The organism is Rhodoglobus sp. G.S.23 (assembly GCF_056675935.1).
Map to the genome: position 1 here is coordinate 1,913,502 of NZ_CM155237.1, position 19,680 is coordinate 1,933,181.

At 58.3% G+C, this 19,680-nt stretch carries 33 protein-coding genes; 4 read left to right on the forward strand and 29 right to left on the reverse strand.

Annotated elements, in window-relative coordinates; all coding sequences use genetic code 11:
* Window positions 1–34: 34 nt before the first annotated feature.
* The 13 genes from AC1ENN_RS09185 to AC1ENN_RS09245 all read right to left on the reverse strand — a co-directional run bounded on the left by AC1ENN_RS09185 (window position 35) and on the right by AC1ENN_RS09245 (window position 9,501).
* Window positions 35–436, reverse strand: coding sequence for a hypothetical protein (locus tag AC1ENN_RS09185; protein ID WP_480390986.1), 402 nt, complete (start codon window positions 434–436; stop codon window positions 35–37).
* Window positions 437–522: 86 nt separating this feature from the next.
* A complete protein-coding gene (locus AC1ENN_RS09190) occupies window positions 523–1,089 on the reverse strand; it encodes a phage tail tube protein (RefSeq protein WP_480390987.1) in 567 nt (188 codons plus the stop codon).
* A 60-nt stretch (window positions 1,090–1,149) separates the two neighbouring features.
* Window positions 1,150–1,581, reverse strand: coding sequence for a hypothetical protein (locus AC1ENN_RS09195; protein WP_480390988.1), 432 nt, complete (start codon window positions 1,579–1,581; stop codon window positions 1,150–1,152).
* A complete protein-coding gene (locus tag AC1ENN_RS09200; RefSeq protein WP_480390989.1) occupies window positions 1,574–1,843 on the reverse strand; it encodes an HK97 gp10 family phage protein in 270 nt (89 codons plus the stop codon). The genes AC1ENN_RS09195 and AC1ENN_RS09200 overlap by 8 nt, the downstream gene beginning before the upstream one ends.
* Window positions 1,840–2,190 (reverse strand): hypothetical protein, encoded by a 351-nt coding sequence (locus AC1ENN_RS09205; RefSeq protein WP_480405910.1) that lies wholly within the window; start codon window positions 2,188–2,190, stop codon window positions 1,840–1,842. The genes AC1ENN_RS09200 and AC1ENN_RS09205 overlap by 4 nt, the downstream gene beginning before the upstream one ends.
* The gene (locus AC1ENN_RS09210; RefSeq protein ID WP_480390990.1) at window positions 2,190–2,513 is read right to left on the reverse strand and encodes a hypothetical protein; all 324 of its coding nucleotides are present in this window, start codon (window positions 2,511–2,513) and stop codon (window positions 2,190–2,192) included. Before AC1ENN_RS09210 ends, AC1ENN_RS09205 begins: the two co-directional genes overlap by 1 nt.
* Before the next feature lie 88 nt (window positions 2,514–2,601).
* Window positions 2,602–2,961: a hypothetical protein gene (locus tag AC1ENN_RS09215; protein ID WP_480390991.1), complete on the reverse strand. Its 360-nt coding sequence runs from the start codon at window positions 2,959–2,961 to the stop codon at window positions 2,602–2,604.
* Between the two features lie 19 nt (window positions 2,962–2,980).
* Window positions 2,981–3,439, reverse strand: coding sequence for a hypothetical protein (locus tag AC1ENN_RS09220; RefSeq protein WP_480405911.1), 459 nt, complete (start codon window positions 3,437–3,439; stop codon window positions 2,981–2,983).
* The gene (locus AC1ENN_RS09225; RefSeq protein ID WP_480390993.1) at window positions 3,439–4,338 is read right to left on the reverse strand and encodes a phage major capsid protein; all 900 of its coding nucleotides are present in this window, start codon (window positions 4,336–4,338) and stop codon (window positions 3,439–3,441) included. Before AC1ENN_RS09225 ends, AC1ENN_RS09220 begins: the two co-directional genes overlap by 1 nt.
* 37 nt (window positions 4,339–4,375) lie before the next feature.
* Complete coding sequence (locus tag AC1ENN_RS09230) at window positions 4,376–4,738, reverse strand: DUF2190 family protein (protein ID WP_480390994.1); 363 nt, start codon at window positions 4,736–4,738, stop codon at window positions 4,376–4,378.
* A gap of 1 nt (window position 4,739) precedes the next feature.
* Complete coding sequence (locus tag AC1ENN_RS09235) at window positions 4,740–6,005, reverse strand: head maturation protease, ClpP-related (protein WP_480390995.1); 1,266 nt, start codon at window positions 6,003–6,005, stop codon at window positions 4,740–4,742.
* 490 nt (window positions 6,006–6,495) lie between these two features.
* Window positions 6,496–7,785, reverse strand: a complete 1,290-nt coding sequence (locus AC1ENN_RS09240) for a phage portal protein family protein (protein ID WP_480390996.1) — start codon at window positions 7,783–7,785, stop codon at window positions 6,496–6,498.
* 33 nt (window positions 7,786–7,818) lie between these two features.
* The gene (locus AC1ENN_RS09245; RefSeq protein WP_480390997.1) at window positions 7,819–9,501 is read right to left on the reverse strand and encodes a hypothetical protein; all 1,683 of its coding nucleotides are present in this window, start codon (window positions 9,499–9,501) and stop codon (window positions 7,819–7,821) included.
* Between the two features lie 758 nt (window positions 9,502–10,259).
* Here AC1ENN_RS09245 and AC1ENN_RS09250 point away from each other — a divergent pair.
* Both AC1ENN_RS09250 and AC1ENN_RS09255 read left to right on the forward strand, forming a co-directional pair.
* On the forward strand, window positions 10,260–10,649 hold the full coding sequence (locus AC1ENN_RS09250) for a hypothetical protein (protein ID WP_480390998.1): 390 nt from the start codon (window positions 10,260–10,262) through the stop codon (window positions 10,647–10,649).
* Between the two features lie 404 nt (window positions 10,650–11,053).
* A complete protein-coding gene (locus AC1ENN_RS09255) occupies window positions 11,054–11,386 on the forward strand; it encodes a hypothetical protein (protein WP_480390999.1) in 333 nt (110 codons plus the stop codon).
* Window positions 11,387–11,406: 20 nt separating this feature from the next.
* On the opposite strand, the gene AC1ENN_RS09260 is transcribed toward AC1ENN_RS09255, so the two are convergent.
* Window positions 11,407–11,538: a hypothetical protein gene (locus AC1ENN_RS09260; RefSeq protein ID WP_480391000.1), complete on the reverse strand. Its 132-nt coding sequence runs from the start codon at window positions 11,536–11,538 to the stop codon at window positions 11,407–11,409.
* A 1-nt stretch (window position 11,539) separates the two neighbouring features.
* Between AC1ENN_RS09260 and AC1ENN_RS09265 the strand changes: the two genes are divergently transcribed.
* Window positions 11,540–11,767: a hypothetical protein gene (locus AC1ENN_RS09265; RefSeq protein WP_480405912.1), complete on the forward strand. Its 228-nt coding sequence runs from the start codon at window positions 11,540–11,542 to the stop codon at window positions 11,765–11,767.
* Window positions 11,768–12,110: 343 nt separating this feature from the next.
* Here the strand turns inward: AC1ENN_RS09265 and AC1ENN_RS09270 are convergent, their stop codons facing one another.
* Window positions 12,111–12,746 carry a hypothetical protein gene (locus tag AC1ENN_RS09270; protein WP_480391002.1) on the reverse strand — a complete coding sequence of 212 codons (636 nt, stop codon included), beginning with the start codon at window positions 12,744–12,746 and terminating at the stop codon, window positions 12,111–12,113.
* On the reverse strand, window positions 12,743–13,081 hold the full coding sequence (locus tag AC1ENN_RS09275) for a hypothetical protein (protein WP_480405913.1): 339 nt from the start codon (window positions 13,079–13,081) through the stop codon (window positions 12,743–12,745). Before AC1ENN_RS09275 ends, AC1ENN_RS09270 begins: the two co-directional genes overlap by 4 nt.
* Before the next feature lie 165 nt (window positions 13,082–13,246).
* Here AC1ENN_RS09275 and AC1ENN_RS09280 point away from each other — a divergent pair, with 165 nt between their 5' ends.
* Entirely contained in the window at window positions 13,247–13,759 is a 513-nt protein-coding gene (locus tag AC1ENN_RS09280) for a hypothetical protein (RefSeq protein WP_480391004.1), read from the forward strand.
* Window positions 13,760–13,982: 223 nt separating this feature from the next.
* Here AC1ENN_RS09280 and AC1ENN_RS09285 read toward each other — a convergent pair whose 3' ends face one another.
* From AC1ENN_RS09285 to AC1ENN_RS09345, 13 genes are all read right to left on the reverse strand, one after another.
* Window positions 13,983–14,228, reverse strand: a complete 246-nt coding sequence (locus AC1ENN_RS09285) for a hypothetical protein (protein WP_480391005.1) — start codon at window positions 14,226–14,228, stop codon at window positions 13,983–13,985.
* A gap of 276 nt (window positions 14,229–14,504) precedes the next feature.
* Window positions 14,505–14,780, reverse strand: a complete 276-nt coding sequence (locus tag AC1ENN_RS09290; protein WP_480405914.1) for a hypothetical protein — start codon at window positions 14,778–14,780, stop codon at window positions 14,505–14,507.
* Window positions 14,777–15,508, reverse strand: coding sequence for a hypothetical protein (locus AC1ENN_RS09295; protein WP_480405915.1), 732 nt, complete (start codon window positions 15,506–15,508; stop codon window positions 14,777–14,779). The genes AC1ENN_RS09290 and AC1ENN_RS09295 overlap by 4 nt, the downstream gene beginning before the upstream one ends.
* Window positions 15,509–15,695: 187 nt before the next feature.
* Window positions 15,696–16,172 (reverse strand): single-stranded DNA-binding protein, encoded by a 477-nt coding sequence (locus AC1ENN_RS09300; protein ID WP_480405916.1) that lies wholly within the window; start codon window positions 16,170–16,172, stop codon window positions 15,696–15,698.
* Entirely contained in the window at window positions 16,172–16,468 is a 297-nt protein-coding gene (locus AC1ENN_RS09305) for a hypothetical protein (RefSeq protein ID WP_480405917.1), read from the reverse strand. The genes AC1ENN_RS09300 and AC1ENN_RS09305 overlap by 1 nt, the downstream gene beginning before the upstream one ends.
* A gap of 3 nt (window positions 16,469–16,471) precedes the next feature.
* Window positions 16,472–16,852, reverse strand: a complete 381-nt coding sequence (locus AC1ENN_RS09310; protein ID WP_480405918.1) for a hypothetical protein — start codon at window positions 16,850–16,852, stop codon at window positions 16,472–16,474.
* Window positions 16,845–17,036 (reverse strand): hypothetical protein, encoded by a 192-nt coding sequence (locus AC1ENN_RS09315; protein WP_480405919.1) that lies wholly within the window; start codon window positions 17,034–17,036, stop codon window positions 16,845–16,847. Before AC1ENN_RS09315 ends, AC1ENN_RS09310 begins: the two co-directional genes overlap by 8 nt.
* A gap of 682 nt (window positions 17,037–17,718) precedes the next feature.
* A complete protein-coding gene (locus tag AC1ENN_RS09320) occupies window positions 17,719–18,030 on the reverse strand; it encodes a hypothetical protein (RefSeq protein WP_480405920.1) in 312 nt (103 codons plus the stop codon).
* Window positions 18,027–18,446 (reverse strand): hypothetical protein, encoded by a 420-nt coding sequence (locus AC1ENN_RS09325; protein WP_480405921.1) that lies wholly within the window; start codon window positions 18,444–18,446, stop codon window positions 18,027–18,029. Before AC1ENN_RS09325 ends, AC1ENN_RS09320 begins: the two co-directional genes overlap by 4 nt.
* On the reverse strand, window positions 18,443–18,949 hold the full coding sequence (locus AC1ENN_RS09330; protein ID WP_480405922.1) for a hypothetical protein: 507 nt from the start codon (window positions 18,947–18,949) through the stop codon (window positions 18,443–18,445). The genes AC1ENN_RS09325 and AC1ENN_RS09330 overlap by 4 nt, the downstream gene beginning before the upstream one ends.
* A 76-nt stretch (window positions 18,950–19,025) precedes the next feature.
* Complete coding sequence (locus AC1ENN_RS09335; RefSeq protein WP_480405923.1) at window positions 19,026–19,220, reverse strand: hypothetical protein; 195 nt, start codon at window positions 19,218–19,220, stop codon at window positions 19,026–19,028.
* On the reverse strand, window positions 19,220–19,459 hold the full coding sequence (locus AC1ENN_RS09340; RefSeq protein ID WP_480391016.1) for a hypothetical protein: 240 nt from the start codon (window positions 19,457–19,459) through the stop codon (window positions 19,220–19,222). Before AC1ENN_RS09340 ends, AC1ENN_RS09335 begins: the two co-directional genes overlap by 1 nt.
* Window positions 19,456–19,662, reverse strand: a complete 207-nt coding sequence (locus tag AC1ENN_RS09345) for a hypothetical protein (protein ID WP_480391017.1) — start codon at window positions 19,660–19,662, stop codon at window positions 19,456–19,458. The genes AC1ENN_RS09340 and AC1ENN_RS09345 overlap by 4 nt, the downstream gene beginning before the upstream one ends.
* Window positions 19,663–19,680: the final 18 nt, after the last annotated feature.

A 19,680-nucleotide genomic window follows, 5' to 3' on the forward strand; every position in this document is an offset into this window, starting at 1 on the left:
GCCTCGCGTACGGGGATAGAGGCGCCTATGTCAGTTAGGGCGAGTCCGAAGTAGCGGCGGAAGTCGAATCGGAGGGCTGCTCGGTGGGCTCGGACGGTTCGTGCGAGCCCGAGGATTCCCCCATGGTGGCCCCCATCCGGTCACCGATGCGATTGGCGACTTCCATAATGATCTGGATGACTTTTGCCCCGTCGCGCATCTCCTCGAGGGTGGCCTTGTCTTCCGGCCAGAGGATGTTGTCGAGCACATATCGAGGCATCTTTTTGTCCTCGATCGTGCCTTCGTTCATCTCCATCAGCATTTCGATTCGATCAAAAGGAATGCGGAGATCGATCGACTTCTCCCCCTCGTCGGTCTGACACTTCAAATGGTTTTCGACGACGAAGAAGTCTGGCTTGGGGCCGGGAGTCGGAGCTGGTTTCTTTGTGGTTGTCATGATGGGCCTTTCGTGATGGGCGATGATGGGTGAATGGGGAAGGTGCTGGCCGGGGAATCCCATCCGCTTCCCCGGCCAGCAGTCAGTTACGCCGGGAGAATGAGCCACTCACCAATGTGCTCGTTGTCCAGATCCGCCGAACGCCGTGCCGAAAAAGTGATCTGTGTACCGTTGACTGATCCACGTTCGGACTTGTCGATCGCAATCGCGGTGACGGTTACCTCAGCGATTCGGCGACGAATGACCCCGTTCTTGAAGATCTCTTCCGTGAACGCGACAAATTCGGTCGCATGGCCACCACCATCGATGGTGATGTAGCCATTGGCGTCGGCAGTCTTGCCGTAGGCAAGCTCACGAACGATCGCGTCATACTGCGCGAGCTTGGCAACGACAGTCACCTTCGCAAGACCAGACGGAATCGAGTAACCCTCCTGCCAAAACTTGATCGGGTCGCCATCAGCTTCGAGGCTCCATTCGAAACCGCCGTCTTCAGTGAGTAAGCCCGCCTTTTTGAAAGCGACGGGCAGCACAAACTCCGGGGCAGCGCCCTCGATTGGAGTCGGGAACGCAGTTTCTGCGGGGGCGAAGCCGAGGAACCCGGTAACCGGGATCCCTACAGCGGTAACGTCATTGCCAAAAGCATCGGCAGGCATGGTTGCTCCTTAAAAGCGAAAAGCTCCCACAGGTGGGAGCCGAGTTGATTGGATGAAGGATTACAGCAGCGATCCTGCTATGGCGAACCTGACGGTGATATACCGACGAGCTCGCGGTTGCGACTCCGCCACAGGGAACGGGCCGTTTGATGCGAGCACTGCAGCAACAGGGTTGCCGGCGGCGACCGCAGGTATCTGAGTACGGAGAGCATGAACAATGCGCGCAAGATCGTTCGCATCCTTCGGGTTCTCCTTCGTGCCCGCAAGAACCGAGAGCCCCACATCCCGTTCGGCAGAGATGACCGACGTATCTGGACCGCCATCATCACGAATCACCAACAGCTTCTCCGGAAAATCGTCACCAGGACCCGGTTCACGATTCACCACTTCCACGTCCTGACACACCGCTTCAGGACGTGCCGCGAGCGCGGTTCGGTACCACTGGGTGAGGAAGAGCTCGAGGTCGGCTTGGATGACGAGGGGGTCAGTCACGGTTTACCGTGTTGAGGGCGCGTGCGAGGGTTCCGTGTTGGGATTCGACGAGCATGGAGTGGTCGGAGTCTGCGATGACTTTTGCGACGACTCGGAATGGTGTGCGCACGATTTGTACGCCGATGCTGTTGCGGTATTCTCCGGTGTCGATGGGGGCGCTGGTGCGTGCTGCGGCTGCGACGCCTTCTGCCTTGGCACGCACAATGTTTTCCACTGCTGCAGACTTCCCCAGTTCGGGAATGTAGGCTTCGTTGAATTTCATCCTTCGGCCCCCGTTAGTGGTATTTCGACGGATGGTTGCCATCCGGTGAATGGGTTGATGTCGGCGACGGGTATCGCTTCGATTTTGTATTTGTTTGTTCCTACGAGGATCCGATCGCCCACAACTACGTCCGCGGTCGGGTCTGAGAGGTAGAGGCTCTTCGCAGTCAAGATTTGCGTGCGAGTGGCGTCTCTGAGTGCGGAGCTCGACGACGATGCTACAAACCCTTTGAGGGGGATCGTGTCTGGGTCGGCCCACGGCCCCGGTATGGTTTTGGTTGGGTTGTAAGGATCCGCGATCAGCTTTCGGCGTGCGCGTGTCACTGCTTGTGCGTGAGGGAGGTCCATTAGACCTCGTCCTCACCAACAGCATCTTCGGGTTCGGCCAGTTCTTTGCTCGCAGCGATCGCGGCCAGAACGTCAGCTTTCTTGGTGGCGGTTCCTAGATCGATCGATTCACGTTCTGCGTGATCGGTGAGTTGCTTCACCGTCCACGAATCCTCAGGAACTCCTGCTGGGATCCTTGGAAGGGTCTTTTCCGGAACGTTGGGTGCACTGTCGGGTTGAGGCGTGGGTCCGGCAACGAGCCAGCCCTTATCTGTGTAGAACTCGACCGCTGCTCTCGGGACAGTGATTGTGTTGCCTTGGGGGCTTCTCATTGTTGGTGACATTGCTACTACTCCTCGACTTCAGCCGGCACAGCCGGAATGACAGCGCCAACTGCGCAAAATCTGTACACGGAGGACCGTGAAGGGAAAACTATTCGTACTTCTCCGGCCACAACCGGGCCAGAGGGCGCTCCTGCGGGAAGCTTCCCACCGGGTTACCCGCAGTAGATGCTGCCGAACACAGCGATCGCAGAAGACGTTGATCCTCCGGCAGCCACGTTCCCGCATCCCAGTAATCCACCGAAGCGGGCCCGATACGTTGTGCGCGGACACGACGCGACCCTGGCGCAGGCACCTCAGCGGCCACACCACGCAGAATCGCGATCGCGTTCTTCTTCTCCTCACTCTCGTCAAGGAATGAGTCGATGCAGGGGGCGATGGAGCGTGCCGCAACAATGATCCGTCGCGCCACATCCTCCACAACATCAGGAATGTCTTCAGGTGTAATCACTCCACCGCCCCCTATCTCGTTACTTTGCCTTCTCGATCAAACCGATCGAGAGGGCATGCTTGATGCTTTCTTTGGCGAATGCGCCCGAATCAACCGGGGCACCGCGGTACAGGTACCGCTCCCCGCCGTCTTCAGTGCGGAGAATCACCGCAGCACCTGTGACCAGGTAGCCCTTGGGCTTGGTCTCAGGCTTCTCTGCTGCAGCCTTCTCAGCAGCAGCTTTCTCGGCTTCGGCTTTCTCGGCTTCGGCTTTCTCGGCTTCGGCTTTCTCCTCCGCAGCCTTCAGCTCAGCTGCAGCCTTCTCGTCTGCTGCAGCCTTCTCAGCAGCAGCTTTCTCGGCTTCAGCTTTCTCGGCTTCGGCTTTCTCGGCTTCGGCTTTCTCCTCCGCAGCCTTCAGCTCAGCTGCAGCCTTCTCGTCAGCTGTCGCCTGCTCAGCTGGCTTCTGACCAGCCTGAGGACCGTTCTGCGCGCCAGCCATCAGAGACTCGTGCCCGTGATCGTCACACCAGCATTCGGCTCGGTGACAACAGGCACCGTCACGCGGCGACCGCGCAACGTGTAGCTGTCGTCATCATCGTTGCGAATCGACTTCGCCTCAATACCAACATTGCCGGCGCCCACATAACCCGGACCCCCCAGAGGCTCGTCGGCCATGCCGCCAAGCTGCTCACGGTCCACCAACAGCGGGTTGGTGCCCGAGTAATGCGGTGTGGTCGCCCACGTGAGGCCTAGAGCATCCACCGGAAGGTTTCCCTGCACCGCAGTATCACCAGACTCACGCGGAAGCGCCTTGTCATCAATCAGAAGACCAATGAGCTTGGCGTACTGCGTCGGCTTCAGAACGATCGTCGACAAGTCGATACCGAGACCAAGCTCCGCACGGGCAGCTTGAATCGACATCACAGCCTCAACAGCCTTACCAGCCGTGGTCCACGTCGATGGCGACGCGAACGTGCTCGTCACCTTCGATGCGATGACAGCCATCGCGACCGAGTCAACGTGACGCACGATCGTGTTGCTGAGGCGAACGAGCCCCTTGTTGACGAAAGTGATTCCCTGGCGCTTGATCTTCTCATCCGAGATGACCGTGTCAAGACCCCACTTCACGACCCTCGCCGAGACAATCTCGCCCGACTCGAGGACCACCTTCGGGTATTCGCCCAGAGGTGCGACAGACTCAGGATCGCTCGAGGCAAACCCTTCCTCGCCGGACTCGTAGAACACGCCACCGCCAGAAGCATCGAAACGCCCCTGCAGCAAGAAGTCCGCAATGAACTTCATCTGTGTGAGGTTGTGCAGACGCTTGGCAATCACACGAGGATTGCCGAGCAGAGCGTGCAGTTGATCGTTGGTGAGTGTCCCCTCGGGGTGCTTCACCGGGTAAGTGTACGAACCCATAGTCTCGTCACTCCTCTCAGTTGAACAGGACGTCGATGACGTCGTTGTCGGCGGCCGCAGCGGTAAGTGCTGTGCCGATGGGGTTTGTGCCGGCTCCGATAGTCGCGACCTTTCCAGCAACAGCCGAAATGACCTCCGCACCAGCAGCGATCGCACCTGAAGCCGTCAGCGGGTGCACTCCACCAGCACGAGTGAAGACCGTAACGTCCTCAGCCGTCACCGCGTCGAACCCAGCAACACCAACAGCGTTGGCATCCGCACCGGCAGGACCGACAGTGCGACTGCCAGTGACAACGACCAGACGACCGCCAATCACATCAGCAGAAGCCTTGAACGTCACCGCCTGGCCCGGCTTGAACTTGGGCAGGTAGTCAGCCATATCAGGCCTCCTTCTCAGTCGAGCCCCACGCGTTCGCGTAAAGGGCATCTTCGGCGCTGTTCACCGTGTCGGAATGACCGACCTCAGCCACAGGCACCGTGTTCTTCGGGAACGAACCCAGCAACGTAGCGATGCCTTCCTCGTCTTTGTCGAGCTGCGCACGCCAGCTGTCCTTCGAACTCGCCGCGACGCGCCCTTCCGCGAGCGCCGTTGCGATGATGGTGTCGCGTCGGTCGCTCTGCTGCTGTTCGCGTGCTTGAGCGCCGAGTGCGGCTTGTGCGCGCAGATCAGCGAGAGTGTCGGCGTCCATGACAACGGCACCCTCTGGGATTGCTGCGACCGGGGTCGCGGGTTCGGCCTGTTCCTCGAGTGCTTCGTCGAGGGCTGCGAACAGCGTCTCGTCGGAAGCATTGGCGTCGGTCATGCCGAGCCGTTCGCGGATTCCAGCCTGTAGATCGCTGTAAGCCACAGCGTTCTCCTTTCGGTTGGGGTTACCCGGCTCGGACGAGCTCGGGAGATTAGGGGTACGGGCAGCGACCCGCACAGAGGTCTGGGCGCCCGGGAGTCGCGCAGTCCAGTCCTCGATTTCATCGCCGTCATCGAGCGGGTCGTCGATGCCGTCAACGCCGACCGTCTCCGATTCGCCCGCGTCGGGAATTACTGCGACACGGTCAGCGAGACCCATCTCCACAGCAGCCGCAGCGGTGAGCCACGTTTCAGCGGCAAGAAGTGCCGACCAGTCCTTCTCACCGGCCTTCGACGAGTAGATCTCGATCAGCGAAGCTTCGACATTGTCGAGGACATCTGCTGTCTTTCGCATGTCGGCAGCGTCACCCCAGACGATCGCTGACGGTGAGTGGATCATCATCTGGGTACCGGGCGACATGACGACGTCATCACACCCTGCAGCGATGACAGAAGCAGCTGAAGCCGCTAGACCGTCCACAACGGCCGTCACACTCGCCTTGTGAGCGCGCAGCATATTGAGGATGGAGACACCCTCGAATACCTCGCCGCCAGGAGAGTTGATGCGCAGGATGATCTGGGTCACCTCTTCGGGGAGAGCATCAAGGACCTGGCCGACGTCCTTCGTTGAGATACCCCAGTAGCCGCCGTACGAATCTATCGGGCCGTACATTCGGATCGTTGCAACGGTGCCGGCACCAGCAGGTGCAGGTGCGGTCACAGCGTTGAAGAACTCGGCCTTCGCGGCAGGCGGGGTGAGCTTGCCCCAATAGCGGTTCGGTAGCTTCGTTTTATCGGTCATGCAGTCCTCCTGGGTCGGCGGTTTAATGCCTGTTGGGACGGCGTGGCCCAACGGCAGTTACCGGGCTCGTAATTTCCGTCATTGTCAATACGGTCGATCGTCTTGCCTTCGGGCCGCTCGCCCATGTCTGCTAGGAAGTTCTCGAACCTGCGCCACCGCTCACAGACGCTGATGCCGCGCCCGCCGTAGTCGACCCATCGGCTCGCGTTCGGATTGGTCGTGCGCTTCAACATGTCTGCCCATGTGCGATAGGTTGGCGTCTGGCCAACAGTCGATGCACGTGCGTGGCCATGTGTGGTGTTGGACATTTTGATGCGCTCAACTTGCAGGCATCCGCAGCTCTCACTTGCTCCAGACCGCAGATGGTCTTGTCGGACAACGACGCGGCGCCCACATGCGCACACGCATCCCCACATCAAACGACGGCGGGTGCCTTGTGGAGGTGCCACCTCGACGACTCTTAGCCTGCCGAATTCTGCTCCTAGGAGTGTCATGCAGCCTCCTTGGGCACAGTTGATTTATTGCGGCTCGCGTCAGAGTCGCTCGTAGTGGCTGTTTTCACGGGCATGCCATACTTCGCACGCAGGAACGCTTCCAGAGCAGGATCGACGGTCAGTGCACCGCAGTCGATGAGAGCCTTGATGGCCTCAGCCGTAGCCGGTTGATCTTCACCAATCGCTGACGCCACCAGACGCGGCGCGGGCTCCGTTGAGCCCCAGTTCAGATCGACAAGATCCTCAATCACGTGCTGCTGAGTGATATCCGCAATGTGCTGCGCGACAGCATTCAGCGAATCCGTGAAGAAGTTCGCAAACGTCGACCCCAGAGCCCACGACCCAGTCTCAGTACCGAGGTTCAGGAAGTGCGCCAGCACCGCACGCGCAATCTGCTCGTCGTAATACCGAATCGGTTTGTCCGTGTCCGGCAGCTTGCCTGACACACCCATCAGCTCGAGCTTCGACCCCGGCGGCAGTGACGCACCCGCAGCCTCACCCGCACGGAAGTTCTTCGTGAGTTTCAAACCGGAATCCTTCTCCGACTTCAGCCACGCATCACGTTCCTCTGCCGACGCATTCTCGGGAAGATCTGCACCGGTGTAGACCGGGATACCGAGACCGTTGCGCTCAGCAGCGAGTGCCTGGATGCGCAAAACGCGATCCTTCAGCAACCACATCTTGTATGCCGAGCGCAACAGTGACTCACCTAGCCAGTTCGCACCTTCACGTTCGTTCACATACGCAACGAGACGATCGACAGGAATCTTGACCTCGACACTGCTACCGGAATACCCGTGCTGCTTGATCGCTTCCAGACCACCATCTTTTGCGACGTCCACATCGGAGATCGTGCGCGGCGGCCGCCACGCCAACTTCGCAATGTGGGCGCGGCCGGCACTCTGGTCATAGACCTGCTCAAAGAACGAGTGCCCATAAACCAGCTCCAACAACGACAAACGCAGGTGCTCCTCCCACGAGAAACGACCCTTCGTGCGCAGCGGTGCCACAAACGGTTCGCCCTTGACCGGCAAACCAAGATCGCCAGCAACAAGAGCCACCACTTCGGGCTTGCATCCGGAACCATCGATCACCCAGCTGGTGCGCATGATCGGTAAAGTCACCGCACGCAGCACCGACTTGACCTGAGGATCCTCGCGCCGCATCCGGTCAAAAACATCGATCGAGTTAGGCCACTGCAGATCAGGGTTCGTCTCGTGCGTTTCTGAAACAAGACTCCCCCAACCGATGAGTCCGGCATCCGCCTGGTATCCGATCTCGGGCAAAGCGGCCTCCTCATTGAAATTGAGCAGGAGTGCCTAAAAGGCAACCCCCGCAAAATTCACTTCATCTTGGGCGACATCGTCGCGTGTGATCGTCTCTGCCGTTGGAGGCGGCGACGGTACTGGCTTCTTCTCCTCCGGCGGCAACTGTTCAAGCGCATACAGCGCATTCGTCACCGCATTTATCGGAGCGTTGTCCACCGGCGACTTGAACAAGTCCCAGACCGGCATGTTCGCGATGTCTTTCGTCGTGCCGTTCTCGGCCGGCATATTCAGTGCCGGCTGCGAACGGTGGCGAAGGTGACGATCCTCGACACGAGTCTTAAAACGACCCGCAGAGTTCAAAAGACTTGTCTGTCGGATCTCGTGCACCACAAATCCGAGCTTCTTCAACGGATCCACCAAATCGGCAGCGGGACAACCAGAAGCCTGAATCGCAACTTCGTTGATGCCGGTAACTTCGCGGATCTGCACCATGTGTGCTTCCACCCAACGATCGCCGGCACGTTGCGCGATCAGTTCAACATGGCCAAGACCATCTTCGCGTTCCCCGGCGACACCAATGAATGACATCGAGCGGTTTCCCGACACAGCAATACCCAGCACAGAACGTGCGCCATCAGTTATCTGCGAACCCACCTCGATCACGTTTCCCGCATCGTCGAGCACAGGAGCATCGGCGCACGCTGCCCACGCCTCACCATCCAAGAAAGGTTCTTCTCGAGACGTGACCCAGTCGCAGAGGATCTCCGTGCGCTTCGTGTGTTCTGGCTCATCACCCAACAGGTCCGACCAGATCGAGTCAAAGAACATCGGCTTGTAGCCGACGGAAGGATTCGCCTGCAGGATTGCATCGAGGTCGAGCAGTTTGCACTTCTCTGGCGCGGACCACTCGAAAAGGGCCGTCGCTAGATCGTGGCTATTGGCGAACTCCTCGATCGTCTGAATACCAGTCTCGACATAGGCATCGAATTCACGGATAGTGCGAATCGCACCGTTGCGAAGGGTCTGCAGCACAATCGACTTCACATCACCGGCCGAAGAAATACCCCAGAGCTGAGAGTTGAAGATTGCATTCTTGGTCTTCGAAACCGAGCCCCACACGTCCCATGTCTGCTGCTCACGCATCTCGTCCATGATCACGCGCGCTGCTGACTTACCTCGACCGCCCATTCGCGATGCCGCACGCGGCTCATACTTCGCGTTGTTGCGCAAACGGAGAGATTTCTTCCCGTTTGTCTTCACCGGCTTACGCGTCTCGTTGGCAAGCCAATCGACGACGAACTCCTGATCATCTTCTTCAGCAGTTGGATCACAGCGTCTTAGTGCCGCATCCCATGCTTCCTCAGCGATGTCCAAGTTTTGGGCAGTGCCCAAGATCAAGAACTCATTCGCCGGAAGATGCTCAGGGAAGCTATCCGCATCGACGAACAACCACCAGAGCGCCAACACCGTCAGCAACGTTGTCTTCCCGTTTTGACGACCCACGATCACAAAGATTTTCCGGAACCGGTAAGTTCCATCCTCATTGAGCTCGAGCGCACGAATCAGTAATGCGCGCTGCCAGGGATATAGAACAACCCCGAGGACAGTCAACGCGAATGAGATCACCGAGAAGCCATGCGATGTCTCAGGTGTCAGCTCACGCAACGGTTTAGTGAACAGGCGCGGCTCTGTGGCGCCGACATGCTTGCCGTACCTTTTCGCGCTGGCGTACACAGTCTCTTCGTAGATCGATTTATCCGGTAGCGCGGATTTTGTTCTTCCTGACCTGGTCAAGTGGTGACTCCTCCACAAGTTTCAAAGGGGGAGGCGAATCAGAGTCACCGTCCGGCCCCGCGGCCTCGGCTACTGAACGAGCTCGTGAACTGCGGGGTGACGTCGCCCGCCGTAAATCCTTCGTTGCCGACAGATACGCGGCCAACAATCTCGTCGGCGGCCCATCATCCCTCGCACGATCCATCTGCCGAGCTAAGTCACGCAACAGCTCAGCCAGAGGCGCATCAATGCCCGACTCGTCTAAGTTCGCCGCACGAATCGCACGGTTCACCGCCATTAGGTGTTTGCGACCAGCCAACGAAATCACCTCCGCGATACAGCACTCAAAGTCGCTCACGGCGGCGAGCTTCTATCCAATGTCCCCCGGAAATTCACGGCAGGCAGTCTCAGCCCGCGAAATCGAATACCGCTGTCCCCCAAAATAAATGAGCGCCGGTCAAACCAGAAAGCGTGGGGAAAATGACAAAAAAACGCGGGGGGAGAGGAACAGCCAGTGAGGGAGGTGTCCCGTGGCTCGGCCGATGCTGGATTTTTCAGCTGCTCGACCGAGGCGTAGAAGTAGACGCGGTATATAGAGGGCGAGGTTGCGCCACACGGCGTTTACACGAGTAAATGGCATTGAAAGCTGTCGAGCACCAAGCGACAAGCTTGAGCGTAGTTGGTGCGGTGGTCACCCTACTTGCTCTAAGTTGTTGGTCATGACCAACGACCCGCTGCCCCGAATCGTCACATCCGTTCTCGTCGAAGAACTAGCCGACAGCGTCATCATCACGTGGGGTCTAGGCGACCCGGTACCGGGAGCTTTCGAGTACTTCGGGTATGAGGTCTACTACTACGGGCCCGATGGCAACGGCGGCAAACGATTCGGCGTTCGGTTCCACACTGAGACCACCGCACACGTCTGGGACAACGCCAGTGTTACCCAAGCCAACTACACCGCCGACGCCGTCGCGATTGCGGGATCATCGATTGTGGTCACATACCGCGACGCTGGGCTTGGCCTAGAACAGATCGGTGCTATCAATGCCTTCAGCCACGTCAACGGTGTGGACAATCAGACTGAACTTCCAGTGACCCTGCTTCGCTAGCGCGTCACTCTATCGGTCAGGACCATTGACGGCTGAGAAGCCCTAAAGGTGGGTGAGGATCTCCGTTGCCGCGTTCCCTGTTGCACCCGGCTGCGCTCGCACGCCAGTTAGTCGCATCATGTTGCATCTCAGGATGCGTGGACACAGGATAGACGTGGTCTAGCTGGAACCTGTCGTCGTTCTTATAGTCGTCATGAGGTGCCTCATAGTCAATGTGGCGCATGCCACACAACCAGCAGCACGCGTTCTCTGCCGCACAGCGATCTCGGAAGCTGTCGCGACCCTTCACGAATGCTCGCGTGGTTTTTCGTTCGCCAGCCATCGGATCCTCCAAGAACGTGAGTGCCTACTCCCCGACATTTATCCGCCAGGGGCCGCCAACGAAAAGTGGTTAGTGTGGCGGTATGAAATCACGAGATGAGCGGAAAGCAGAGTTTCAACGACGTGAGGCTATCCGAAAGGAAAAGTACCGTCTGAGCGAAATATTGCGCAAAGAGAAGAACGCCGAAAATACGGCGACGATCCGTGCGCAACGTGCAGCATTGTCTGCTGACCTTGCCCAAAAACTGCAAGCCCATGCAGCACAGCGTGACCTGAAAGATGCTGAGCGTGTTTCTGGCCCGTCCATGCTGGCTGAGGTGGGTGCTCTCAACCCGACTGCTGCGCCGTTCGTTGTTGTGGATGCAGTAAAACGTATGCGGGCTAAGAAGCGATTGAAGAAGCGTGGGCTGCTTTAGCTAGTCGTCATCCAGCAAGATCAACCCTGCTCTGGATCCTCCTGATTCTGAGCAATGATGCGGTCTGCCGCTTCTTGCGCAGCTCTGCTCATACGGGCACGGATTGAGTTGGTGGAGTAGATCTCGCCGTTGGGTCCGATGTAGTCCGCCATGATGCCTCCCGCGAATGCTGACGGCGAAATTCAAGGGTTCCCGCTCGTCGCCGCGTTTGACAATCACCTAGAGGTGTCACCTTGGCATCCACACGACGAACGCCAAGTGGTCGGCTCGTGTTGTGCAGGAACAGGTGTTCAGTTGAGGCTCGACGCGAGCGGGAAGATAGTGAGATCGATGATGCTCGATCTGGTCACTGCCGATAGCCAGCAGGTGACGATGCGTTAAATGACAGACACCCTGATTCCTCAGGGTGTCACTTGTCGCGTAGCGCTAGCGTAGCATTTTCGATTACATGCCTGAGATCATGCGGAAGTTTTCTTGTAGCGTGTCGCGCGCGAGTTGACTGAGCGCTGTCGATACACCGCAAGCACCTGATCCCGCCGCAATAGCTTTCCCGGCCACAACTTCAGCCCAGCACGAACGTAACGAAGAATCGTTGCTCGACTCACCTCTAGATGATCTGCAGCGATGTCGATTGACCACCAAATATCGGTCTTATCCTCCAAGTCCCGAAACGGCACCTTCTGCCTTGCAGGTGCGCCTTCTTGTCCGCTCGGCAACGAAACCCCTACTTTGCTTCCTCGATATAGCGTTCGATGCCAGCATCGGGCACAGCCCACCCGCAGAACGCGCAGGCCACAGACACTGAATCACTATCGTCAGCAAAGTTCACGATCACAGTGCGTCGGCCACACACCAAACACTCCCGCGACGCGAATGCAGGAACCCTCTCTGCCTGTGGATAGCGACCATACAGCGGCGTAATGAGGTCGCGGACGTCATCGAAATAGTTTCCCGCAGCCTTGAGCTTCGCGATCCGGTCTCCACCAGCAATCAGCCACTGAGTAACATCATTCGTGAGCGCCGCCGCGTCCCCTGCCGTAGCCCACGACGGTAACCCGTCACAGTCCTGATCTCGACGCGACCAACCGAGAGTACTGCCCGGTGGGTTCAGCCCCAGGGCACGCGCATGACTCACCGCGAAGTTCACGAGCTGAGCGTAGAGGTCGTTCGCATCCTCTAGCGCCTGAGCGTTCAACGGCATCTGAGGATCCCGTGTGCCCGATACCTTGTCTCCTCCGCTTCCCCCTGCCGGCATAACAAGGGTGAGTATGTGCCCGATGAGGGTAGGTGCTTGCTCGAGGTGCTTACGCGCCCGCAGCTGCTTCATGCGAGGAGTCAACTCCGTGGTGTCTACGCTCATCGTTCAGTTCCCTTCTTAGCAGCGTTGGCTGCCGCGAGCGCCGTGTCCTTTGTTGTTTCGTTTGTTGGTGTGAGTGCGTCTCGTATTTTGTTTGCTTCGACCAGTGGTCGGGAGTAGTCCTCGACGGTGTACCCGTTGTGTCGTGTGCGGAGGAATACGGGCGTTTGGAGTACCTTCTCGATAGCTGCGAGTTGAGCCTCCACAGCGGCGAGCGCCGCCAAGAGGGTGTCTGCGTCCTCGTGTGCCAGACGGTCAGCATCACGCATCCCGAAGTTGTAGGTGCGGCAGTTGTCGATACGGGCACGGATGCCGGCACGCTCTTCGCTAGTCAGCATCGTGGACTCCTCCTTCGATGTCCGCAGCGCGGATTGCACCAACCGCCGCCAAGAACTCATTCAACCCAGGATTCATTCGCCCATTCCGATCATCTCGTTACCCAGTCCTTGACGGCGAGCTACACGCACTGCAGCGAGCTGCCGATTATCGATAGAGTGCCCACCATGGAAATCGCTGCACTGATTGTCACGTTTGGTGGCGTTGTTATCGCAGGCGTAGCGGCTGTTGCCGCTATCGTTCAAGCGAAATCTGCCCGAGCCTCGCAAATCGCCGCAGAGACCGCGCGCGACGAATCGCGAGACGCGCGCGACGCAGCCGAAACTCTCACTAAACAAGCCAACGCTGCTTTCATCCGACAAGCCGAAGCTCAAGAACGAGCGAACGCCATCGAGGAAGCGAAGATCCCACCACGACATGTGAAATGGCAAGTCGTTCGGCATCGCGGTGATCTCTGGCGACTCGTCAACGTTGGAACAATCGCAGCGCTCGATGTAGTCATGGAACCACTCGAGAGAATGCACGTCACCAGCGATAGCTTCAGTGCACGCCTGGACGTGAACGAGTACGTCATCTTTAGCGCGATCATGGGCTTCGGAGGCCCCGCACCACGTGCGAACGTCACATGGCGCGACGAAGACACGAACGCGTCTCGCGAGAAAACGATCCGCATGGTGTGACTTGCGCTCCACCAGCACCGCTCTCATCGATCCACCCCGTTCGAGTTTGCTTCAGTCAGCACACGCCACGCCGAATATGCCTCGTTGTACTGAGCACCCTGAACAACAACAAACTTCCTCCCACAGTCATCACACGTCCACACCGTGCCCGCAGGAAAGCCATCAGCCAAAGGACGACCCGAGCAACGATGAGCAGGCGGCGGAGGCGGAGTAATCGTGCCGCTCATAACCGCTCCCACCGATACCAATTGATGAAATCAGCAGCCAAAACACCAATCTCATCCATCGCCCACGGAGAGCCCACATAACCAGTGTCTAAACTCCGATACTCCGTCAACGCCGACCGGAAATCAGACTCACCAATGTTGTTCGCCGCCATGAACATGTGCGGATCAGTCGCCGGATCCGCAGACTCCTGCAACCCATCGAACGCCGAAGCACCCGGCCTCCCCCACTGGCTGTCACTCATGACTCGCACCTTCCGCCGCGGACGCCGGCCCACCCAAACGACCTCGCCCCTGCACCACATTCAAAACCTGAACCGTCCGACACGGAAACCGCTGCCCGCACTCCACACAATCACCGAACAACTCCATCTGATGAATACCCCGCAACTCACCATCAGCAGTAGTCGACCGAGCCAACTCACGAGAAGCCTGCGCATACAACGCCGCAACCTCCCGCTCCAAACGGATGCACTCCTCAATGGCCACCGCAAGCATCTCCGCAGCATCATTGACACCCATCAGCTTTCCCTTCTCGCCTTTATGCGCGGATATTCTTCTGATTCCGTCTCTGACATGGACTGAAAATGCTCGTGCAATTTCCACAGGATCGACACGTCAAACTCATCCCACCCGTGGCGTTTGGCGACTTCATCAATTGAGTCTTTGTCCCATCCGAGAACGATCCCGTACAGCCATGCGTCCACCTTGGTTACGGCCCAGTCGCGGCTATTGAAAGCCATGGCGTTCTTGAGCGCCCGGACTGAGTTGGTTGTAGTGCGGTACGTCTCACTCATGCGCTCTCTCCTGTCTCGTGCGGTACGGGGGCGAGATGTTTGAGCACTGCTTTGGCGATAGTGCGGTCGATGGGACGCAACATTCTGCCGCCCCAATTCGGGTTTCCCCACGCCTCCTCGATTACGAAAGCCAGCGACTCGATAGCCTCAGCAGTCGGCTCTACCGGGGCAGGGAGACGGAAACCCGCCGCAAGAACCGCATCTGCAAAGCGGTATTTGTCCTCTTCGTCATATGCGACCTCAGATTCAAGTACGCGCACAGCAATGGCAGCAAGCCGCTCGCGAGGGTCCTTGTAGCCTGAGTCGATGATTGCGTTCATCAAGCGCTCCGCTCCGTCTGCACGGGCATCATGGGTCGAGACCAAAGGTGGCCATGCAGACGAAACCTGAACCTTGGCTTCGATGCCCTTGATGTAATCGCGGTCATAATCCAACGTTGTCCGCGCATTTTCGAGCGCCCGGCATAGTTCCTCAATGATTCGCCCTACGTGGTTTGCTACGCGGCGATCGCATACTTCGGTGATCGCGTACTTGGCTTTCCGCGCTTCCACGATCAGTTCGTTCTCGGTCGGTACGGTCACACGCTCCAAAGCATCTGCGAATACTTCATCAACGATCTCTTGCGCTTCGTTCACGCTGATATGTTCGCCGGGGTGTCCGGGCTGACCCTCGCCGCGCAACTGAACTTTCAGCGCCGCGATCAGTTCGGTTATAGATACATCACACATCAAGCAACCTCTTTCGTTTCTGGGGAATTGCACCGGCACGCGTCGCGATGCCACACCGGAATCTGGTCACGCACAGTCGAATGCCCAAACTGAGTCCAACAACAACTTCGCTTGCACTGCCCAACAGAGACATCAGGCCTTCTGCCATTCCCATGCACCCGACCGGTGCCATTGAAGATCGCCATGGCTAGAAAGGGGTCTCGTCTGAATAATCACCAGCAGGCGGCGCCCACGGCTCCTGCCCACTCGTCGACGGTGCCGACTGAGGCTCAGACTGCTGCTGCGTCCGCGAACCATCCCTAGGCGCACGAGTCAGCTGAGCAGTCGCATACCGCAAGCTCGGACCGATCTCATCCACCTCGAACTCCAAGCTCGTGCGCTTCTCGCCCTCCTTGGTTTCGAACGACCGCTGACGAAGACGACCCTGCGCAACAACACGCGTGCCCTTAGCCAGCGACGAGGCAACATGCTCAGCGAACTCACGCCAACACGACGCACGCAAAAACAACGCCTGGCCGTCCTTCCACTCATTCGACGCACGATCAAAGTTCCTCGGCGTCGACGCGATCGTGAAATTAGCCACCGCAAGTCCACCCTGCGTGTACCGCAGTTCTGGATCTGCCGTGAGGTTACCCACGACCGTAATGACTGTCTCGCCGGCCATCAGACTGCCGCCTCTTCCTCAACCTGATCGAACATAAGCGGGACGACTTTCCCCGGCTCCAGCTCAATACGCGCCGACGGCATCGAATCGATAAAGAATGCTGCCGGCACCACTACCTCAAGCTTCACGATGTAGTCACCTGGTGCAACCTGAGCGTCGACTGACTTCGCCATCTTCACGACGTTCATTCCTAGGAGCCCGCCATTGTACGAATTACTCTGCGGCCGAAGGTGCATGTACACCGTCTCTTTGAGTTGCTCCGGCGTGAACGGCATGATCCTGATTGTTTTGCTCATAGCTCAAACATCCTTCTGAGTAGTTGATTCCGCGAGCGCCGCGGGTTTTGTGGTGTTGCTTGTTAGTGGATCTGCGAGGGTGATGCCGGCACGGAGTAGCCAGGCGCGAGCTGCTTCGCCGTGTACGACGTCGTTGGACATCTCGGTGGCCCATTCGAAGTAGGTATCGCGGCCAATGCCAGCCTCCAACTCCAACACCCAATGCCAGACCAACGGGGCCAGCGCCTTACACGGCGCACACTGCACCCAGTCATAAACCACACCGTCATTGAGATACGTCGAACGGTCATATTGCTCACCAGGACGAACCGCCACCGACCCGCAGCAATTACACAGATGAGGTTTACGAGCCACCGGCGTCAAACGCTTCAACAACTCAGGCATCAGACACCTCCGCGAGCGCCGCATCCCATCCATGAGCCACGAGGCCAGCGACTAGCTCGACATCGACGTCGGGCCACTTCTCCCAAGCACGATTGATTGCTTGCGCCTTACCCATCGAGCTCACCTGACCCAGAACCGTGCGATTCCGGCGCGGAGTAATCAACGCCGTAAGCGCAGTCACCACACCGCAGACACTGTGACACCCGCTCGCCATGCCACAAAGAAGCGGTCAATGCCCATTCGTGCTTGTGAGTGAGAATGAAAATCATGATTCAGCCCCTGACTCGTGCAATTTACGGGGCGGCCAATTCGCTGCGTGAGTGCAATCGGCACAGCACACATTCGACCGGCTACAGGAAGCGAGCGGCGCATCACAAGCAGGGCAGTCATCCAGGCCGTCAGTGTTTGAATCGTGCGGGTCGTGGTTGGCTTCTGGCTCACCGCAATAGGTCTCGTCCGTGCCGTCTGCCCTATACGTGCATTCGTCGTCGTCAGGATGCCCAGCGACGCCAATGAACAAATGGCCAAGCGGGAGATACCCGCCGTTGTGACGCCTTGCCCTATCCAGCAAGTCAGCATCAATCGGGTTCATTGCTGCGATCGCCAGGAACCGCGCATCAGCAGCCTGTGAATCATGCGGTCCCATGCGGGTAGGTACTTCACCCTTGAATCGACCCGGAACCCAACCGTACAAATGACAATCGGGACAACGCTTATTCACCCACCCACGACTGAGACGCGAGCTTGCCGCTGTCGTTGCATCTCCATAGCCAGCAGGTAACGGCCAGTCATGAAGAGCGTTTGGGCACGACTCACGTGGGCCGGGGCGGTCGTCGCCACCACAGATGTAAACCGCGTTCCTTCGGCTAACCACGGACGGCCTCCACTGAGGCTTGCGATTCTGGCAATGGGTTCGGCAACAGATCATCGTTGTCAGGACAGATCGAAAGCAGCACCGGCACATCCTCGTGAAGACACCACGCATCCTCATCAATACCCAGATCAAGAGCCACCGAGAACGGACACTTACGCAGATCAGGCTGGGTGTCCACACACCGCTGCGAATGCAAGATGTACACCCGCTGCTCCGCATACACCGCACGCCCAAAATGCTCCACCGCATCCCGGCACACCCCCACGATCTGCTTCGTGAGCTCCGCACTCTCTAACCGACTCATGCGCTCGGCCCCGACTCACGCAACCTACGCTCAATCGCCTCAATCCACGCCACCGCAACAGCAGCAACCTGAGTCAACTCCCCAACCAACTTCGCCGGATCATCCTCAGCCATCGCTTCGAAAACCTCCTCAAGCAAAACGTCAGCCCAAGTACCAGGACGATCCGCCAACGTCTTGAAACGCCAATCAGTACGACCACACATCACATCCCGAATGAAGTGAGCCTCATCGTCGTCAGCAATCCCGGTCGCCGTCGACGCGAACAGCGGCATCGTCTCCGGACCCGTCCCGTCCGGATGATTCTGCTCACCCCACCGCGCATCCTGACGAGCACGCTCCTGCGCAACCGCCTCCAACGCCTCGAACACCGTCTGCGGAGCCGTGATCAACCACTGCTCAACTGCACCGCTAGTCATGCGAGCTCACCTCCAATGACCGCGCCGAGCTGCGCAGCATTCGTCGGAAGGTAATACAGATCCCCAACAAGGTGAGTGTTGTGCAAAGGCAACGCCAAACGCTCACACCGCCGACTATCGTCACCCACCGGCCCGATGCAGACCGTGCACCGCTCCTCATCGTTCTCGGCCAGAAGATTCCCCTGGACATCTCGAACTGCGTACTCGGCAACTGGCGGCTCAAGGCCCTCAAGCCCGATACGCAACAACCGAACCCAACCATCAACCGCAACATCCGCCACAGCCCAATGCGGCCAGTGGTCACCAGCGACAAACGCAGGATCAACCCACACCGTCGACGCAGCAGACGAACGCACCACATCAGGCTCAAGACGCACATCCAACCCAGCCGCCGCGAGCGCCGCGTTCCCGTCTTCAATCAGGAAATGAACGAGCCTGAAGATTGGCGCGACTACGAACAACGCCGTGTCCTCAAACACCCACGCCTGAGGAATCTCGACCACCGCTTTCGCTAACGGCCGCTTCGAATGACCACAAGAACACTCCAACGTGCCCCCAGGCTTCCGCCAAAAATCATGCTCATGAACGTCCACTGCGAGCGCCTTCTTCCATCTGCTTGTTTCGAACATTGATCGCGAGATTCACCTGTTCATCGGTGAACTTGAAATTTGGGCCACGCTTCTTCTTCACCGGCAACGGTGCGATGAAAGGGAACCGGAAAGTGGCCAAATTGTGGGCCCGTTGCTGCGCAACCAACCACTCAGCAACAGTCATCACACAGCCCCCTCAAGAGCCAAAGTCAGCAACACTGGAGATCCCACACGCATCGCCTCAACCAGGGCGTCAGACACCCGCTGATACTGGACTGCAGCGTGAACCTGAACCGGAACCGCACGGTCACGTTCCCTCCACGTCACCGACAAAGGAACATCACGGAGGAAATCTTCGAAATCACGATCAGACGACGACTCCACAAAGCTCGGGTCATAACTCTTGGCCAGTAGGGAGCTCATGCTGTGGCCTCCGCGAGCACGCCGGCATCGATCTGCTCGAGAACGTAAGCAAGAGCCGACGGCTGATTATCGAAGAACATCAGAGCCTCATCGCGGTAATAACAGATCGCAGGACTCTTCGGATACCTTTTCGCAACCCACAAGAAGTGCTTATGGCCGTTGACAATGAGCAGTTCCGACTTGATCCTCCACTTGGCGCCCATCAGAGCACCTCACCAACG

Bases quoted from the DNA above. Each gene is read 5' to 3' on its own strand.
- AC1ENN_RS09260 (WP_480391000.1), bottom strand. From the start codon at position 11,538: ATGGCGGACTACATCGGACCCAACGGCGAGATCTACTCCACCAACTCA.
- AC1ENN_RS09335 (WP_480405923.1), bottom strand. From the start codon at position 19,220: ATGACTGTTGCTGAGTGGTTGGTTGCGCAGCAACGGGCCCACAATTTG.
- AC1ENN_RS09185 (WP_480390986.1), bottom strand. From the start codon at position 436: ATGACAACCACAAAGAAACCAGCTCCGACTCCCGGCCCCAAGCCAGAC.
- AC1ENN_RS09320 (WP_480405920.1), bottom strand. From the start codon at position 18,030: ATGAGTCGGTTAGAGAGTGCGGAGCTCACGAAGCAGATCGTGGGGGTG.
- AC1ENN_RS09295 (WP_480405915.1), bottom strand. From the start codon at position 15,508: ATGTGTGATGTATCTATAACCGAACTGATCGCGGCGCTGAAAGTTCAG.
- AC1ENN_RS09200 (WP_480390989.1), bottom strand. From the start codon at position 1,843: ATGAAATTCAACGAAGCCTACATTCCCGAACTGGGGAAGTCTGCAGCA.
- AC1ENN_RS09290 (WP_480405914.1), bottom strand. From the start codon at position 14,780: ATGAGTGAGACGTACCGCACTACAACCAACTCAGTCCGGGCGCTCAAG.
- AC1ENN_RS09340 (WP_480391016.1), bottom strand. From the start codon at position 19,459: ATGAGCTCCCTACTGGCCAAGAGTTATGACCCGAGCTTTGTGGAGTCG.
- AC1ENN_RS09285 (WP_480391005.1), bottom strand. From the start codon at position 14,228: ATGAGTGACAGCCAGTGGGGGAGGCCGGGTGCTTCGGCGTTCGATGGG.
- AC1ENN_RS09265 (WP_480405912.1), top strand. From the start codon at position 11,540: ATGCCTCCCGCGAATGCTGACGGCGAAATTCAAGGGTTCCCGCTCGTC.
- AC1ENN_RS09255 (WP_480390999.1), top strand. From the start codon at position 11,054: ATGAAATCACGAGATGAGCGGAAAGCAGAGTTTCAACGACGTGAGGCT.
- AC1ENN_RS09300 (WP_480405916.1), bottom strand. From the start codon at position 16,172: ATGGCCGGCGAGACAGTCATTACGGTCGTGGGTAACCTCACGGCAGAT.
- AC1ENN_RS09190 (WP_480390987.1), bottom strand. From the start codon at position 1,089: ATGCCTGCCGATGCTTTTGGCAATGACGTTACCGCTGTAGGGATCCCG.
- AC1ENN_RS09305 (WP_480405917.1), bottom strand. From the start codon at position 16,468: ATGAGCAAAACAATCAGGATCATGCCGTTCACGCCGGAGCAACTCAAA.
- AC1ENN_RS09325 (WP_480405921.1), bottom strand. From the start codon at position 18,446: ATGACTAGCGGTGCAGTTGAGCAGTGGTTGATCACGGCTCCGCAGACG.
- AC1ENN_RS09210 (WP_480390990.1), bottom strand. From the start codon at position 2,513: ATGTCACCAACAATGAGAAGCCCCCAAGGCAACACAATCACTGTCCCG.
- AC1ENN_RS09205 (WP_480405910.1), bottom strand. From the start codon at position 2,190: ATGGACCTCCCTCACGCACAAGCAGTGACACGCGCACGCCGAAAGCTG.
- AC1ENN_RS09220 (WP_480405911.1), bottom strand. From the start codon at position 3,439: ATGGCTGGCGCGCAGAACGGTCCTCAGGCTGGTCAGAAGCCAGCTGAG.
- AC1ENN_RS09235 (WP_480390995.1), bottom strand. From the start codon at position 6,005: ATGACCGATAAAACGAAGCTACCGAACCGCTATTGGGGCAAGCTCACC.
- AC1ENN_RS09270 (WP_480391002.1), bottom strand. From the start codon at position 12,746: ATGAGCGTAGACACCACGGAGTTGACTCCTCGCATGAAGCAGCTGCGG.
- AC1ENN_RS09250 (WP_480390998.1), top strand. From the start codon at position 10,260: ATGACCAACGACCCGCTGCCCCGAATCGTCACATCCGTTCTCGTCGAA.
- AC1ENN_RS09345 (WP_480391017.1), bottom strand. From the start codon at position 19,662: ATGGGCGCCAAGTGGAGGATCAAGTCGGAACTGCTCATTGTCAACGGC.
- AC1ENN_RS09230 (WP_480390994.1), bottom strand. From the start codon at position 4,738: ATGGCTGACTACCTGCCCAAGTTCAAGCCGGGCCAGGCGGTGACGTTC.
- AC1ENN_RS09310 (WP_480405918.1), bottom strand. From the start codon at position 16,852: ATGCCTGAGTTGTTGAAGCGTTTGACGCCGGTGGCTCGTAAACCTCAT.
- AC1ENN_RS09280 (WP_480391004.1), top strand. From the start codon at position 13,247: ATGGAAATCGCTGCACTGATTGTCACGTTTGGTGGCGTTGTTATCGCA.
- AC1ENN_RS09275 (WP_480405913.1), bottom strand. From the start codon at position 13,081: ATGCTGACTAGCGAAGAGCGTGCCGGCATCCGTGCCCGTATCGACAAC.